The sequence below is a fragment of the Roseburia rectibacter genome (assembly GCF_014287515.2).
In the GTDB taxonomy this organism is placed as follows: domain Bacteria; phylum Bacillota; class Clostridia; order Lachnospirales; family Lachnospiraceae; genus Roseburia; species Roseburia rectibacter.
Genome location: NZ_CP092473.1, coordinates 315,675 through 331,731 on the forward strand (window position 1 = coordinate 315,675; position 16,057 = coordinate 331,731).

The 16,057-nt window shown below is 39.6% G+C and carries 20 protein-coding genes; 15 read left to right on the top strand and 5 right to left on the bottom strand.

Annotated elements, in window-relative coordinates; all coding sequences use genetic code 11:
- Window positions 1-172: 172 nt before the first annotated feature.
- The 3 genes from H8S51_RS01440 to H8S51_RS01450 all read right to left on the bottom strand — a co-directional run bounded on the left by H8S51_RS01440 (window position 173) and on the right by H8S51_RS01450 (window position 2,545).
- Window positions 173-373, bottom strand: coding sequence for a hypothetical protein (locus H8S51_RS01440; protein WP_117921716.1), 201 nt, complete (start codon window positions 371-373; stop codon window positions 173-175).
- A 137-nt stretch (window positions 374-510) separates the two neighbouring features.
- The gene (locus H8S51_RS01445) at window positions 511-915 is read right to left on the bottom strand and encodes a hypothetical protein (protein ID WP_186900082.1); all 405 of its coding nucleotides are present in this window, start codon (window positions 913-915) and stop codon (window positions 511-513) included.
- Window positions 916-1,105: 190 nt separating this feature from the next.
- Window positions 1,106-2,545 (bottom strand): serine/threonine protein kinase, encoded by a 1,440-nt coding sequence (locus H8S51_RS01450; protein WP_118209926.1) that lies wholly within the window; start codon window positions 2,543-2,545, stop codon window positions 1,106-1,108.
- Window positions 2,546-2,693: 148 nt separating this feature from the next.
- Here H8S51_RS01450 and H8S51_RS01455 point away from each other — a divergent pair, with 148 nt between their 5' ends.
- Window positions 2,694-3,572, top strand: a complete 879-nt coding sequence (locus H8S51_RS01455) for an adaptor protein MecA (protein ID WP_117921656.1) — start codon at window positions 2,694-2,696, stop codon at window positions 3,570-3,572.
- Window positions 3,573-3,684: 112 nt separating this feature from the next.
- On the opposite strand, the gene H8S51_RS01460 is transcribed toward H8S51_RS01455, so the two are convergent.
- The gene (locus H8S51_RS01460; RefSeq protein WP_006855380.1) at window positions 3,685-3,894 is read right to left on the bottom strand and encodes a DUF1858 domain-containing protein; all 210 of its coding nucleotides are present in this window, start codon (window positions 3,892-3,894) and stop codon (window positions 3,685-3,687) included.
- Window positions 3,895-4,146: 252 nt separating this feature from the next.
- Here H8S51_RS01460 and H8S51_RS01465 point away from each other — a divergent pair, with 252 nt between their 5' ends.
- Window positions 4,147-5,607 (top strand): flagellin N-terminal helical domain-containing protein, encoded by a 1,461-nt coding sequence (locus H8S51_RS01465; RefSeq protein WP_186900081.1) that lies wholly within the window; start codon window positions 4,147-4,149, stop codon window positions 5,605-5,607.
- A 15-nt stretch (window positions 5,608-5,622) separates the two neighbouring features.
- Complete coding sequence (locus H8S51_RS01470; RefSeq protein ID WP_241070840.1) at window positions 5,623-6,099, top strand: flagellar export chaperone FliS; 477 nt, start codon at window positions 5,623-5,625, stop codon at window positions 6,097-6,099.
- On the opposite strand, the gene H8S51_RS18340 is transcribed toward H8S51_RS01470, so the two are convergent.
- Window positions 6,063-6,410: a DUF2508 family protein gene (locus H8S51_RS18340; protein WP_334294391.1), complete on the bottom strand. Its 348-nt coding sequence runs from the start codon at window positions 6,408-6,410 to the stop codon at window positions 6,063-6,065. The genes H8S51_RS01470 and H8S51_RS18340 overlap by 37 nt on opposite strands.
- An 83-nt stretch (window positions 6,411-6,493) precedes the next feature.
- On the opposite strand from H8S51_RS18340, the gene H8S51_RS01480 reads away from it, so the two are divergent.
- The 12 genes from H8S51_RS01480 to H8S51_RS01535 all read left to right on the top strand — a co-directional run bounded on the left by H8S51_RS01480 (window position 6,494) and on the right by H8S51_RS01535 (window position 16,005).
- Window positions 6,494-6,766, top strand: coding sequence for a pro-sigmaK processing inhibitor BofA family protein (locus H8S51_RS01480; protein ID WP_117921658.1), 273 nt, complete (start codon window positions 6,494-6,496; stop codon window positions 6,764-6,766).
- A gap of 107 nt (window positions 6,767-6,873) precedes the next feature.
- On the top strand, window positions 6,874-7,314 hold the full coding sequence (locus tag H8S51_RS01485; protein WP_117921660.1) for a prepilin peptidase: 441 nt from the start codon (window positions 6,874-6,876) through the stop codon (window positions 7,312-7,314).
- A complete protein-coding gene (locus H8S51_RS01490) occupies window positions 7,307-8,356 on the top strand; it encodes a P-loop NTPase family protein (protein WP_186900080.1) in 1,050 nt (349 codons plus the stop codon). Before H8S51_RS01485 ends, H8S51_RS01490 begins: the two co-directional genes overlap by 8 nt.
- Window positions 8,337-9,587 (top strand): CpaF family protein, encoded by a 1,251-nt coding sequence (locus H8S51_RS01495; RefSeq protein WP_118209928.1) that lies wholly within the window; start codon window positions 8,337-8,339, stop codon window positions 9,585-9,587. Before H8S51_RS01490 ends, H8S51_RS01495 begins: the two co-directional genes overlap by 20 nt.
- On the top strand, window positions 9,588-10,325 hold the full coding sequence (locus H8S51_RS01500; protein ID WP_117921665.1) for a type II secretion system F family protein: 738 nt from the start codon (window positions 9,588-9,590) through the stop codon (window positions 10,323-10,325).
- Between the two features lie 10 nt (window positions 10,326-10,335).
- Window positions 10,336-11,610 (top strand): type II secretion system F family protein, encoded by a 1,275-nt coding sequence (locus H8S51_RS01505; RefSeq protein WP_186900079.1) that lies wholly within the window; start codon window positions 10,336-10,338, stop codon window positions 11,608-11,610.
- Window positions 11,611-11,714: 104 nt separating this feature from the next.
- Window positions 11,715-11,885, top strand: a complete 171-nt coding sequence (locus H8S51_RS01510; protein ID WP_117921669.1) for a Flp1 family type IVb pilin — start codon at window positions 11,715-11,717, stop codon at window positions 11,883-11,885.
- Complete coding sequence (locus H8S51_RS01515; protein WP_186900078.1) at window positions 11,882-13,378, top strand: DUF5702 domain-containing protein; 1,497 nt, start codon at window positions 11,882-11,884, stop codon at window positions 13,376-13,378. Before H8S51_RS01510 ends, H8S51_RS01515 begins: the two co-directional genes overlap by 4 nt.
- A 15-nt stretch (window positions 13,379-13,393) precedes the next feature.
- Entirely contained in the window at window positions 13,394-14,263 is an 870-nt protein-coding gene (locus H8S51_RS01520; RefSeq protein ID WP_241070841.1) for a TadE/TadG family type IV pilus assembly protein, read from the top strand.
- Window positions 14,264-14,285: 22 nt separating this feature from the next.
- Entirely contained in the window at window positions 14,286-14,705 is a 420-nt protein-coding gene (locus tag H8S51_RS01525) for a prepilin peptidase (RefSeq protein ID WP_117921675.1), read from the top strand.
- The gene (locus tag H8S51_RS01530; RefSeq protein ID WP_117921677.1) at window positions 14,702-14,905 is read left to right on the top strand and encodes a hypothetical protein; all 204 of its coding nucleotides are present in this window, start codon (window positions 14,702-14,704) and stop codon (window positions 14,903-14,905) included. Before H8S51_RS01525 ends, H8S51_RS01530 begins: the two co-directional genes overlap by 4 nt.
- A complete protein-coding gene (locus tag H8S51_RS01535; RefSeq protein ID WP_241070842.1) occupies window positions 14,902-16,005 on the top strand; it encodes a DUF6382 domain-containing protein in 1,104 nt (367 codons plus the stop codon). Before H8S51_RS01530 ends, H8S51_RS01535 begins: the two co-directional genes overlap by 4 nt.
- Window positions 16,006-16,057 lie beyond the last annotated feature (52 nt).

The window sequence follows — 16,057 nt, forward strand, 5'->3', positions numbered from 1 at the left end:
CTGCCGTAAGGAAAAACTCCCGCATACGGAAGGCTTTCCTTACGGCAGGGTTTATGTTCGGTAAAACCCTGCCGTTTCTTTTTTTCGGATTTGTATGTTGCCTTAGATAGTCGTTTTATATTCTGACTGGGTGGGCATTGAGGTACTCCATCCCTGTCAATTATTCAGATCATCATATATTTGTTTTTTTGATTTTATCAAAATGTAATTCTGTAAGCACCCCCTCGTTGAATACATAATCTCTCATATAAGAATTTTCTTCTGTGACAGAAAGCTCCTTTGTGACCTCTTTTGAATTGCTCGGCACACCTTCAAACCAGATGGTTGTTCCCATATGTTCTAAGGAAGAGAGCTCTAAGTAAAGCTTTTTCATATGTTCAGAATCCAATATTGTTATCCCCCGTTTTCAATTTCTGTATGACAAAGCGGATTAAAATCCTTTATTCCCAAAAGGAAATTCGCTGGTTGCAATTGTGTGATATATTATAAAATAATTTCTGCAGAAACTTTTCAGCAGATAAATTTCTGCAGGATGGAAAAATGTTCTTTTTTTATATAAAATGGATCCGGAATAGACGGAATACTGCTTACAGAAATCTGGTAAAAACGGGAAAAATCACGAATCTGTTTTGGACTTTCCGTTCGCGTTAGACAGTAAAAACCTTCCCCAAGGTTTGTATAGTGACTGAGCGATTCTAATAGATCCCGATATTGCCTGATATTCCATGGTGCGAGACTTCCGATGACAAGCTTTCTGTCACAGCGTAGAAATTCATGGATACAGCATTCACCAAAATTGCCAAAATCAAAGAGCAGGATCTGATATCCCTGATTATACAGACCCGGCAATTCGTCCGGTGTCACATCCGGATAGTAATCCACTCCGTGAATGTTAAAAATGGTACGGCTGTCCATAAATCCACATCTGCACGGGAGCGTGGTTTCAGAAGGAATCGTTGAAAGATTTTTCCTTTTATGAAGCTCTAACAGTGCAGTTTTTTTATGCAGCTTTGAATGACTCAGGTTTGAAAGCGCAATTGCAAGGTGTGTAACACCGGCACCGGCTGTACTGCCTGAAATGCCTATGGTAAGTCTCTTATTTAAATCAGTTTTTCCGATGTTCCGGATGATGTATCAGCTCCTTTCGTTGTAGGATTTGCATAATGAGACGTTCCTTCTCTAAAGTCACATGAAAAGGATCAGTGTCTTCAGGAAAACAATAGACCGGATTTTTCAGATACCTGGCATACTTTCTGGCAGCATTTTTATTGCCATGATTACAGATATATACGTGAGTGCCGGCACTTTTCAGCTGGCTGGTAAAAGCAAGTGTATCTGCAATATCCCATGGACTGCCGCTTAACAGGATAAATGTCAGGTCAAAGTGACCGAAGTCAAGGTATTCACTGGTATGGATACCGAAATCCCTTACCCGGATTACAGATGGTAAAACAGGATCTTCTATTCCGGGACCGTAACAGGGAGTGGCAGAAAAATTTTTTGACTGAAATATGCCCTGATTTTCTGTGGGCAGAAAACCTGCCTGTGTCATGGATATAAGGTTGTCAGAATGGTCCATTGGTATATAACAGCAGGGAATATGTTTGTGATTCAGAGTGTTTACCAGTGATACTGAAAAAAATGTTGCACCGGCACCGGAACGGCTGCCGATCACGGCTATGTTTTTTATGAGATGTGTAAAAGAATGACACGCAGAATCTCTTTTTTTGAATGCCTGTCTGAAAATAAAATTTTTCCTGGCTGGAGTTTCCTGACCAGTTGGTTCTGACAGTGCAGACATAAGATCAGTGGCTGTCTGATATCTGGTGTTTGGATCTGGATCAGCAGCTTTTTCTATAATATGCGTGAGTGCTTCGGAACAGTCTGGTGTGCATGTTCTGGAAAGTATTTCTAACACTTTCCCAAGAGAATAGATATCGGAAGCAGTAGTTACAGTATTTCCATTAAGAGCTTCCGGGGCAGCATATCCATCTGTTCCGTATAACTGGAAATTTTTACCAAAAACGGTAATAAATGAAGCGATTCCAAAGTCGATTAATTTTATCTGATTTCCACATAATATAATATGCTCCGGTTTTAAATCCTGATACAGGATAGGGTATGGAGATAGATGATGCAGGTAATCAAGAACGGCACAAATCTGCAGTCCGTAATTTATTAATTGTTCCTCTGGAATTATTTCCTGATGGAGAATAAAATCCTCCAATGAATCACCCTGAATAAATTCTTCTATCATATAAAAAAAATGATCATCTTCGTCGATATCATATATGAGGGGGATGCCAGGATGATTAAGATTCTTCAGAAGGCAGGCCTCTTTTAAAAGCTGTTCTTCTGAAAAGTTGGAAGTGTTTCGTGCAGTGTCTTTGGGGATACACTTAATGGCACGATAAACTTTCAGTTTGAGATGTTCGGCAAGATAGACAGTGCCGCTGCTGCCGGCACCAAGAGTCGAAATAATGCGGTATTTGCCAAACAATAAATTGGTATCTATGCGATATCCGCTCCTTTCCGGGCGTGTCATATTCGCATCTCATGCATAGTTTATATCATGAATTGTTTTACATTGCAACTTCTTTTGTAATGTTTGTGTAATATAGACAAAGATTAATGCTTATAATACAGCATATGTTACAGAAAAAAGAGTTGTTATTCATGCGTAAAAGGTCGTTATGGTTTTAGAAAGTTTTAATAATGGTATACTTTACATCGATATTGCATTTGTTTATAATAGATGTACAGTTTACAGGGTTTCCCGGATAAAAGGAAGTGATTGTATGAAAATTGAAAAAGTAAATGATAATCAGATTCGTTGCACACTGACGAGAGAAGATTTAGCAGAGCGCCAGATTAAGTTAAGTGAGCTGGCATACGGTACGGAGAAGGCAAAGATGCTGTTCCGTGATATGATGCAGCAGGCTGCATACGAGTTTGGGTTTGAGGCAGATGATATTCCGCTGATGATAGAAGCGATTCCGTTGTCGGCAGATACCATTATATTAGTCATTACGAAGGTAGAGTATCCGGAGGAGCTTGATACGAGATTTTCCAAGTTTTCTGATCCGGATCCAGAGGATTTATATGACGATGCCATTGTTGGTGCGAATGCTCCGATTTCCGAAGGAGCAGATGATATACTTGGAATATTTAAAAAACAGCAGGAATTAAGAAATGCAGCAAAAGCAAAGCAGAATGACAATTTCGTACCGTCAGATGGCGGTCAGAAAGAAAAAGAAGATCCGGTCAAAGTCCTTGTAGACATTACGAAATTATTTATGTTCCAGAATCTTAAGGAACTCTCAAAACTTGCTGCTGTATTAGGTGATTTTTATAAGGGAAAAAATGATCTGTACGAGGATGCTGCGACACACAGATACTATCTTCTGGTAAGTAAAAGCAGCCAGTCACCAGAGGAATTCAATAAAGTCTGCAATATTTTATCTGAGTATGGAGCACAGCAGGCATATTCACCTGCGACAGAGGCATTTTTTGGTGAACATTACAGACTGGTCATAAAAGGAAAAGCATTGCAGATGCTTGCAGCATTATAAATGGCAGACTGTACTTTCCCGGGTTGCAGATTCGGGTTGATATCAAAAAGGATCGTGAAAATGATGACATTTTCGCGATCCTTTTTGAGTGTTTTCCCGCAAGTGGGAATGACTATGCAAGATCTTTTGCAAGGAAATCATTGATCTCTTTTACGAGAGCATCCGGCTCAATTCCGTGAACCATGGCAGCTTCTTCGATGGTCTCCATCTGGGAAGATGGGCATCCGAGACAATGCATACCGATATTTAAAAGAATTGGCGCGATGTTTTCGTCAATCTGAAGCAGTTCGCCGATCATAGTAGATTTTGTTACCTGTGTCATATAGTCCTCCTTATAAAAATAGGTTTTTTTAGTTTTATCACAGCTTATTATGCCTGGATGTGGTCATTATAATACGAATTGGCGGGGATTGCAATCAGTTCGGGGGGAAGTATGAAAAAATAAACATGGAAAAAACCAATTCGCTCTTTAGAGAAAGAGTGTTGAAACCGATATATACAGCAGAGAATTGGGACATGGAGTGTCGGAAATACAGCATGGATGCTGACAGAGATGGTAGAAGGAGAATTTGAAATGAGAATTAATTACAATGTGTCGGCAGCGATTGCGAATAAACATTTACTTGGCATTGAGGATAATTTAAGTGCATCGATGGAACGGCTTTCATCGGGACTTAAGATCAACCATTCCAAGGACAATCCGGCAGGAATGGCTATTTCCAACAAGATGAAAGCACAGATTGATGGTTTAAACCGGGCTTCCCAGAATGCATCGGATGGTATTTCTGTTATTCAGATTGCGGATGGTGCTCTGAGTGAAACGACCAGTATTTTACAGCGTATGAGAGAACTTTCCGTGCAGGCAGCGAGTGATGCAACAATGGCACCGGCGGATAAAGAAGCAATCCAGAAAGAAATCACTTCATTAAAAGATGAAGTTGACCGTATTTCTACAGATACAGAATATAACAGCAAATCACTTTTAGATGGTTCATTAGATACCAGGGTTTACACCAAAAATGCAACAAGAGTGGACATTTCTGATCATGTGAAAGCAGGACAGTATCAGCTTTCCATTGATACTGCAGCTACACAGGCCGGACCGGTGACAGCAAATCAGAATTATAATTCCACAGCAGCGATCGGCGCATCCGGAACGATGAGTATTAATGGTTCTAAAGTAGAGATAGAGGCAACTGACACTTATGCGGAGGCTTTTGAGAAGATCCGGAATGCTGCAGAGACTGGTGAAACAACCGTTAAGATTGAAACGAATGGAGCACTTTCATTTACCGCAGAACAGTACGGAATGTCAAGCATCTTAGAGATCGCATTTGATGATAAGCAGCTTGCTAATGCACTTGGATTTACAGCAGCCGGAGGAAACAGTGTTGTAGAAGATCCAGAGAATAAAGGCAGCTATGTATACGGACAGATTCAGAATGGCAAAGTGATCGTACCTTCCGGTACGGATGCCGAAGTAACGCTCACAAAACCGGGTGATGGAACCGGGTTTGGTGATACAGCTACGGTAAAAACGGATGGAAATAAGATTACGGTTACAGACAGAGCCGGATTTGAGATGTCATTTCTTGCTGATGCAGGTTATACGGGTGATTTGGATTTTGATGTTACAGATATTGGAACAATGGCACTTCATATCGGTGCAAACGAGGATCAGGAGACAAAAGTGCGCATTCCGGAAGTATCCTGCAAGAGTCTGTATATTGATGATGTAGATGTAACAACTGTAAATGGTGCCGGCAGAGGTATTACACAGTTTGATGATGCTATTTCAAAGGTCAGCGAAGTGCGCTCAAGACTTGGTGCATACCAGAACCGCCTTGAGAGTACAGTATCAAGTCTGGATACTTTTGAGGAAAATATGACAGGAGCCCAGTCACGTCTGACGGATGCGGATATGGCGTCAGAGATGACAGATTATACACATCAGAATGTATTGAATCAGGCAGCAATTTCTGTTTTGACACAGGCAAATGATCTGCCACAGCAGGTATTGCAGATTCTGCAGTAACAGGAGGGATCTGTTTTGAAAAAAGAACAGATAATGGATTTTACAAGAAGGATCAGCCAGAGTAACAGAGGCGGCCTGGTCATTGTAATTTATGATATTTTTTTCGCGTATATTGAAGATGCAAAAGAGGCATATGATAACAAGGAATGGGAAAATTATAAGACGGCATTACGGAATGCCACAAAGGCTGTCAGCGAATTGATGTCGTCGCTTGATTTTTCTTATGAACTTGCGGGAGAGTTATACCGTATTTATGTATTTTGCAGGGAAACACTTGCAAAAGCGATGTATAAAAGGGACTTGAAAGAGATCGAACTTGCAGAGAGCCTGATGAACAAACTTTATACGGCATTTGCGGAGGTAATGAAAGAAGATACCTCCGCGCCGCTTATGCGTAATACACAGCAGGTTTACGCCGGATATACGTACGGAAAAAATGATTTGGTTGAGACTTATCAGGATTTAGATACTTCCAGAGGATTCTTAGTATAGGAATCCTCTATTTTTTTTATGCTTGCAAGTAAAAATTTATAGCGCATTTGCACAGAATATAATTCATAGATGCAGCAGTCGATCATATCCGGATCAATTACATTTTCTAAATTTCGGTATGCATCCTGCAGATCCTGCGCAGTCTGATGGAGGTCATTCATTAGCACCGTATAATGCGCATCATTTGTTTTTTCTGGTTGAAAAAAACGAAACATAGTATTCCTCCGTCTGAAATATTCTTTATTCTTAGTATAATCACAAAATTTCCATTCTATACAAAAAACGGAAAAATTGTAAAAAACTATTTGCATAAAATGTGTCTGGATGAATAAATTTGATAAAAAGAAGAGACAGCCTTTGAGAGCTGATCGTGCTAAAAAGGAGAAATATATATATGTCACAGATACAGGGAGAATGGGCAATTATAGGGGCACTTGGAATTGTACTTTTTATCGTTGTGATTGGGAAAAAAATGCAGATGTTACTAAACTTTATGATTCGTGTTGTTTTAGGTGGAATTGGAATTATTTATGCAAATGATTTTCTGGCGTCGCAGGAAATTGCAATTAGTGTTGGATTAAATCCGGTCAGCCTTTTGACAATTGGAATCCTTGGTATAGGCGGGTTTGCGCTGCTTTACGGAATTTTGGCATGTAAATTTTTGTGAATAGTCTACAAAGATAGGCTATTTTTGAGAAAAGTGTAGACAAATAAAAAAAGCGTTGCTATAATTCGACTTACAAACTACGAAAGAGGTGATGAATTGGGGGACTAATGAATCTTACATTGCTGACGCATCTTACGATGGCGGTGGTGATGGATTTCGGAAACGGCAGGATCAGTAACCGGCTGATTGTTTCCGGATTAATTTGGGGACTTGCATTTCGACTGCTGGGGGAAGGAAGTGCAGGTGCAGTTCATTTTCTGATGAATATTTCTATTCCGGTTATCTTATTATTTCTTTTATTTAGTCTGCACATAATGGGGGCAGGCGATATCAAGTTATTTTCCATTGCAGGAGGTTTTCTGACACTGACACAGCTTTGTTATCTGATACCTGCAGCGTTTGTGGTAGGGGCTGTCATAGGAGCAGGAAAGATCGTTTATAAAAAATTAACGGTTGGTTATGCAATTGGAACAAAGACATTCATGCATTTTTCAACAGCAATTTTAATTGGATATTTTATCGTGGTCTGGGGGTGGGCTATTGCATAAACTTGATGTGGCATTCTGTGATACGAATGAAACGTATGGGGAAAGATTTGCTACATATCTGATGGAACATAAGGCAAAAGAATTTACGGTTCATTTATTTCGGGAGCCGGAACTGTTTTTACAGAAGATAAAGAGTGAAAAATATGATCTGGTCATACTTGGAAGTGGCTTTTTGGAACTGGGAGAACAGGCAGAGCTTTTGGAAATGGCGATACTGATTCTGTCAGAAAATATGCCGAAACAGTTGGCAGAGGATAATACTTATCTGCAGCCGGGAAAAAAGCGGACTGTTATTTTTAAATATCAGCCGATGGAGATGATTCTTCATGAAATAATGGCAGTGACAGGAGGAAAAAAAACAGGAAAGGAGATATTTACAGACAGGTTTGGCAAATTGGAGATCATAGGAGTATATTCTCCTATCCGTCATGAAATGCAGATGCCGTTTTCTATGGTACTGTCTTCTATACTGGCAAAACAAAGGAGAGTATTGTATATCAATCTGATGCAGAGTACCGGATTTTTAAAGCTGTTTGACAGTCAGGCAGAATACGATATGGGGGATTTGGTTCTTCGACTGAGAAAAGGGATAATAGAATCTGGACAGTTTTTGCGGAATGTATATGAAATGGGAGATTTTTCATATGTTGCACCATTTCGTAATCCGGAACAGCTTGGGGAGTTTCAGATGAACGATTACCTGCAGTTGTTGGAATATTTGGAAGAGAACACGGAGTTTGATACGGTTGTGTTTGATCTTGGAACCGGGGTTTATTCCATTGCAGTTTTTCTGGAACATTGCAGCAGCATTTATTGTCCGGTAAAAGAAGGGTATTTCTATGAGTGTCAGAAAGAAGAATTTGTTCATTACCTGGAACTGGCAAAGAAAGGAGAACTGTTCAAAAGATTGCAATTTGTAAATCTTCCTTTTACTGCGAAGGGAATCCGTGGTGGTGGAAATATGTTGGAACAGCTTATATGGAGTGAATTTGGTGACTATATAAGAGAATATCTGGCAGGGGATGTTTATGGAGAAATATAGGTGGAGTGAAGAGATATTTGAAAAACTGAGGTCAGATATCATGGCTGCGCTGGACTTGTCCAGAGAGCAAAATGATGAAGAGATTTACCGGTTTATTGAAACAGAAGTGGAGGAATATTCCCAAAATAACCTGCTGACATTGAAAGAAAGGGAGCAATTAGAACATTTACTATTTAATTCTTTGAGAAAGTATGATGCAATCCAGGAATTATTAGAGGACGCAGATGTAACGGAGATTATGATCAATGGAGCATCACATATTTTTTATGAAAAAAAAGGAAAATTGTTTCAGGCACAGACACATTTTTCTTCCGAACAAAAATTGAGTGATGTGATACAACAGATGGCGGGAAACAGTAATCGTATGGTAAATGAGGCATCTCCGATCGTGGATACAAGATTAGCGGACGGATCACGTGTAAATATTGTTCTTTCACCAATTTCCATAGATGGCGCCGCTGTATCTATCCGGAAATTTCCCAAAACGCCTATTCTGATGGAGGATCTGATACGGATAGGGTCGATTACAGAGGAAGCGGCAGCATTTTTAAAGGTGCTTGTGGCAGCAGGATATAACATATTTATATCAGGAGGGACAGGTTCTGGGAAAACGACATTTTTAAATGCACTGTCACAGTATATTCCGCGGGAAGAAAGAATCATCACAATTGAAGATTCTGCAGAACTCCGGCTTGTTGATAAACCCAATCTGGTAAGACTTGAGACAAGAAATCAGATGTTTGACGGGGTTAAGCCCATTACTATACGGGATCTGATAAGGACGGCTCTTCGAATGCGTCCCGAGAGAATTGTGGTTGGTGAATGCCGGGGAGAAGAGGCACTTGATATGCTGCAGGCAATGAATACCGGGCATGATGGAAGTTTATCAACAGGGCACGCAAATTCATGCAGGGATATGTTGAGTCGGCTCGAAACAATGGTGCTGATGGGAATGGAGCTGCCACTTGCTGCGATACGAAGTCAGATTGCATCAGGGTTAGATATTCTGGTCCATCTTGGAAGAATGAGAGATAAAAGCCGTAAAGTGCTGGCAATTACAGAAGTAATCGGCATGCAGGATGGGGAGATTGTGTTGAAAGACCTGTATCGTTATGTGGAAAAATCACCGGATGTGGAAATGGCTTGTGGAAAATTACAGCAGATGGGAACACTATTTAACCAGGAAAAATGTAAAAGGGCAGGAATTACGCTTACAGATACGGGGGAATAAATGGATTATCGTAAATACCAGTGCAATCTGTGGGAACGACTGGGGTGTGTTGTAGCGGGAATAATATTAACAGCAGCAATTTCATGGCTGTTTTACCGTTCATGGTATGGCATGGTGTTAGTCATACCTGTAAATTATCTGATCGTTTCATATTACAAAAAAAAGAAAAAAGATGAACGCGCAAAAAAATTAATGATAGAATTTCGGGATGCAATTCAGTCTGTTGCAGCAGCACTGCTTGCAGGATATTCCATTGAGAATGCATGGAAAGAAGCAGAGCGGGAAGTTATGGGGCTGTATGGAAAAGAGGCAATGATCACACAGGAATTGATCCGGATGAATACAGAAATTAAATTGAACCGGAATGTGGAAGAAATTTTACATGATCTGGCAACGCGGAGCGGGGTGGAAGAAATTGAAAGTTTTGCAGAGATTTTTGGTTTTGCGAAAAGAAGTGGAGGAGATTTTGCAGGAATTATAAGGACGACTGCAATGCGGATCTCAGCTAAAATAGAAGTGGAGAGGGAAGTGGACACAGTTATTGCCGGGAAAAAACTGGAAGGAAAGATTATGAGCGTAATGCCATTTCTCATTCTTACATATCTGAACCTTGCATCGAAAGAATTTATCGATCCTTTATATGGAAATCTGTCAGGGGTATTTGTCATGAGTGCAGCATTATTGATTTTTGCAGGGGCAATGGCAATAAACAGACGAATTTCAGATATTAAAGTATAAGGAGAAAAGAATGGTTTTGTATATTGGAGTCTTGTGTGCAGCAGTTTTTGTGGCAATTATAGGGGGAAAAAGAGCATCGCCTAAGACAAGCCGTGCAGCAGGGGTGATGATTTTGGTATCTGTCCTGGCGATTTTTGTGCATCTTTCAGAGGTAATGGATGAAAATAGTGATGTAAAACCAGAATTTGTGCGTCCGGCATATGGAGAAGGTGATTATGAGGAAGAAATGACCCTTGATGTAGAAGATGTGTTAGAAGAGTATTCCTATCATGTAGTGGTTCCGGAACAGATACTTTCAAAGCAGGATGAGCAGAGAATGTTAGAGGCTGCGCAGCAGGAGATTGATGAAGAATTTGCAAAAAATAGTGACAAAGTGCAGGAAAAAGTACAAATTCAAAGAAGTTATCAGGAAGGAAAGGTAAGTGCAGAATGGATATTTGAACCGTATGATGTAGTTGATGATGAGGGCGTGGTGGTTGCAGAAAATATACCAGATGAGGGAATTTTGGTAAAAGCTGAAGTGACGTTAAAGTGTGAATCTTCGGAGTGCTTTAGTGAACGGTATTTCCGGGTAATGCCAAAGGCTCTTAATGAAGAACAGAAAATGCTTCAGGAAATTGAACACTATCTGCAAAGACAGACAGAGAGCACAGAAAATATACTGAAACTCCCAAATCAGATTGATGGGAAAAAACTGGTCTGGAGCACGAAAAAAGAGTATTTGCCGGAAAAAATCCTTTTTCTTGGAATCGTGATTGTAATTCTTCTTCCATTTGTAGATCAGTCGCGTGAAAGAGAAAAAGAAAAGAAACGGAAAGCAGTACTGGAATTACAGTATGCGGATATGGTAAGCAATCTGGCGCTTCTGTTGGGGGCAGGAATGACTGTTTCTTCTGCATGGAACAGACTAACAACGAATTATTTTAATGAGCGGCATAAAAAAGCAATTTATAAAAAAGAAATCTATGAGGAAATGCAAAAAACGGTATATGAAATAAAAAATGGAATGGGGGAGGAACGTGCGTATGAGCGTTTTGGAGAGAGGTGTGGAGGATACCGCTATCGCAAATTTGGTAATCTTCTGGCACAGAATTTAAGAAAAGGGAGCAGAGGATTGACAAACCTTTTAGAGCAGGAAGCAGAAGAGGCATTTGAAGAACGAAAAAGTATGGCACGCAAGCTGGGAGAGGAAGCGGGGACAAAAATGTTGTTTCCAATGATTCTGATGCTTGGTGCAGTTATGTTGATACTGGCATTTCCAGCTATGCATTCTATAGAATTATGACTCTATAGAATTATCATTCTATGGAATTATGATTCCTGCAAATAGATTCGTGTTTGCACATAAACTTGGATCGCGCAAAGTACAGCGCAGAAATGGAGGTTTTTATGAAGGGACTTAAAGATTTTTTCAGGGAAGAAGAGGGAGTAGCTATTATCGAGATCGTGTTGATACTGGTTATACTGATCGGACTTGTAGTTGTGTTCAAGAATAAGATTACGATTTTAAATAACAAAATTCTTACTAGGATCACAACGGAAAGTAATAAGATATTATGAAAACAGAGGCAGAAGGAAGTCTGACAATATTTTCTGCTTTAAGTCTGCTGCTGATCTTATCGTTTCTGCTTGCACTATTAGAGGGGGCGAGGGTATCAGGATTAAAGATGATGGACACTCTCGCGGCAGAAACAGGGATGGATTGTGTTGCAGCAGAATATCAGCCTGTGTTGTGGAATAAATATCATCTGCTGTATCTGGATGGTGCATATGGATCAGAGCAGTTTGAGGAACATAAAGTGAGTTCACGTGTAATGGAATATGTTGCTGGAAATTTGTCAAAATCCGGAGAAAACAGCATGTTTCGGACAAAGTTATGTGAGGCTGCGCTGATGGAATATATGTTGGCAACAGATAATGAAGGAACAGGGATGCTGCGTCAGGCGGCAGCATACATGAAGCAACATCTGCCTGAAGACATTGCAAAGAAAATGTATCAGCAGTATCAGGATGGACAACAGGCACAGGAGAATGGAAAAACAGATTACAGTGTGGAAGATGCGGATCAGGCAATCGTAAATGCAAAAAAGGAGAAGGAAGAAGATAACATTGTACAGGATAAAGCGAATGAAGATCAGGTACAGGATGCAGAAAAAGAGAAAGCAGAAAGTCCTATTCAGGTCGTTTTGCAATTAAAGCAGAATGCTGTTCTTGGCATGACGATACCGGATATGTCATCAGTGTCATCAAATGCGGTTGAACTAAAAGATACAGTTTCGAAAAGGCAGTGTGAAACCGGAACGTATCACGCAAAAAAGACAGAAAAACTTAATGTTTTTGACCGTGTTATGGTGTTGGAGTATATTGAAAAGTATTTTTCAAGTTATACAGAGCCGGGGAAGGGAGATCTGGCATATGAAATGGAGTATATTCTGTGTGGGAAAGAAACAGACAGACAAAACTTAGAGTCGTCAGTGGAACGTCTGATGCTTATGAGGGAAGCCGCAAACGTTGCTCACATTATAGCAGACAGAGAAAAATTAAATCAGACGTTAATTATTGCAACATCACTTGCCGGTTTTTCCGGTAATCCGGTGATCGTTAAGATTGTACAGATCGGTGTCGTGGCTGCGTGGGCATATGTAGAAAGTATACTTGATCTGCGCACACTTCTCTCTGGCGGGAAAATTGCACTGATGAAAAGTTCATCAGAATGGAATGTTGATATAAAAAAGATTGGAGAACTCGTGACTGATGGGGGAAAAGCCAAAGAATGTAAAGATGGACTGAATTATCAGGGCTATGTAAAGCAATTGTTATTTGCAGTGAAAGAAAAGAAAATAGCATACCGTATGATGGATATCATGGAATTTGCCATACAAAAGGAAGAGAATAGTAAAAACGCCAGAATGGATCATATGATAGGGAACATGACCTGTGAGATGCGATTTGAAGCGGAGCCTTTGTTTGCAAAAAGCAATTCGCATGGAGGGCAGAAATTAGGCAGATATACTTTTGTTAAGCACCAGAAAATGTCATATAGCAATGAATAAGGAGGGGATGTGGCGGTGTTTCTTACTGAGAAAGAGAATATAAAAAATACAATATACAAAAAAAGATCTCTCCCGGAAAATGATAATATTCTTTCTCATCAGGCGGAGGCCTGCCGCTGTCAGGAGACACCGCCATGTTCCTGGCTGGAAGGCTCATTTACGTTAGAGGCGGCTGTGATACTGCCGGTTATGACATTGTTTTTTGTGATGATTTTAATGTTTTTCCGGGTTATGCAGGTACAGATGGAAGTCCAGAAGGCATTAGATGTTACCGGGCGCAGGATGGCAGTACTGGCTGTTCTTGAAAATGAAGAAGATGCGGCAAAGATTGGCATTGCTGCCGCAAATGTTCTTTTTAAGAAAAATATAAAAGAAAATGATAATATTAACCACTATGTAGTTAATAAAGCGGCAGGTATTAGTCTGGCGAAGTCAAAATTTACAGGAGATCAGATAAATCTGGTAGCATCTTATCGTATAAAAATACCAGTGTGGATGTCTGGAAAATCACAACTTAAAATCAGCCAGCATGCAGTATGCCGTAAATGGACCGGGTGGACGGGAAATAGTGCTGATCAGGAAGTATGGGTGTATGTGGCAGAAAGAGGGAGTGTTTATCATACATCAAGAGAGTGTACATATTTAGCATTGTCAGTATCTTCTGTTAGTTGTACAGAATTAGAGAAAAAACGGAATAAATATGGAGAAAAGTACCGCGAATGTGAAATATGTGCGGAAAAACAAAAACAGGACACCGTGTTTATTACCGATCAGGGAAACAGATTTCATTATGATCTAAATTGCAGTGGAATTAAGCGCACGATTTATATGATACGTTTATCGGAAGTGGGAAACAGGAAACAATGCAGTAGATGCATAAATTAGAAAACAGGAGAGGTAGGGGAAAATGCTACAAAATACATTAATGCTGGGTATTTTTTCAATATCTGCATACCAGGATTATAAAAAAAGAAAAATAAATACATATTTTTTACTGACAGGAGGCATTATAGGGCTTTTACTTCATTTGTATAGCATGAAGTTAGATATAGTAGAGATTTTGTTTGGCATGGGAATTGGAGTTATGATCTTATTTTGGGGTTTTCTGTTAGGTGGGGGTGTTGGATTTGCAGATGGAATGATCCTGGTCGTTAGTGGTATATTCCTTGGATTTGAAAAAAATATGGAGGTATTTTTTGCCGGCTTATTTTTAATAGGAATAACGTCATTATTTTTATCGGTATTCAAAAAGAAAGGACGAACGTACAGGATTCCTTTTGCACCTTTTTTGCTGGTGGGTTATCTGTTCGTGATGGTAATGGGATGAAAGAATGGGAAGAAGCATCTATTACTATTGAGGCTGCAATCATTATGTCAATGGCGATGCTGTTATTTTTGATCGTCATGAAACTGGGATTGCAACTGTATGGTGAGACAAGAACACTTGCGGAAGATGTGATAAAGGAGGAAACTTTAAATGCACTAAAGTTATTTTATGAGATAGAAAGGGTGAAAGGATTATTTTGAGTATTCAGATTAGCTACTATAGAAATATTCATTCCAGCCATATGGTTTTAATGCCGGCATTGGAAGGAGAACAATGGGAAAAAGAAATGCTCTGGAGAAATACACCCAAAGGTCTGATATTACCAGAATGTAATAGTAAAAATGGGCAGTTACAGCTATGGTATGACATAACTGGAAAACAGGCGGTAGACATGTTGGCAGAATTATCAGATATTGGTCATGATATTTTTATGAAAATATGTGAATCTGTTGTTACAATGTCGGAGATACTCGATGGGTTGTTAATATCCCCTGATATATTGTTACTGCGACCGGAATGTATTTTTTTCGATAATCAGACTGGAAATATCAGCTTTTGCTGTTACTTTGGGAATGAAAAAGATATAGGAAAATCGTTTCATGAGCTGTTAGAGTATCTTCTGGCAAAATTAGATCATAAAAGTGCAGATGGGGTTCAAATGGCGTATGAGCTATTTGAATATACCAGAATGGAAGGGTACTGTATTGCAGAAATAAAAAGGATATTAAGGAAGTCCGAATATTTAGAGGATGTACCGGAAAAGATTCCGGATACAATGTGGCAGGAAGAGGAACAGGAAGAAGGAACATTACCTTTAGAAAATAAAAAAACAGGGTTTAGGCATTTATGGAGCGGAAAAAAACAGAATATGGTTGAAAAAATGCGAGATTTATTACGCGGGGTGAAAAAACAGGAAAAAAAATTGGAACCTTTTGTGTTTGAACCGGAACCAGAGATTGCCGTACATCAGCAGAATCCAACCGTTTTACTTTCTAATCTTCCCCAAAAGGAATATGGAATATTAAAATATGAGGGAAATGGTGCGTGCAGTGAGCTTTCAATAGATCATACTCCATATATTATAGGAAGTGAACCGGATTGTGACGGTGTGATACCAAGTGGAACCGTAAGCAGACATCATGCGAGGATTACCAGGAAAGGGGAGGTTTACTTTATAGAAGATCTGAATTCTTCCAATGGAACCATGGTAGGTGGGGAGTTGTTGAATTGCAGGGTAAAAATGAGTCTTCAGACGCAGGAAACAGTTATGTTTGCGGATGAGAAGTTTAGATTTATTTAAGAAAATAAAGAGGCATACATATTTGCAATCTTATTTTGCTACGTTATAATGA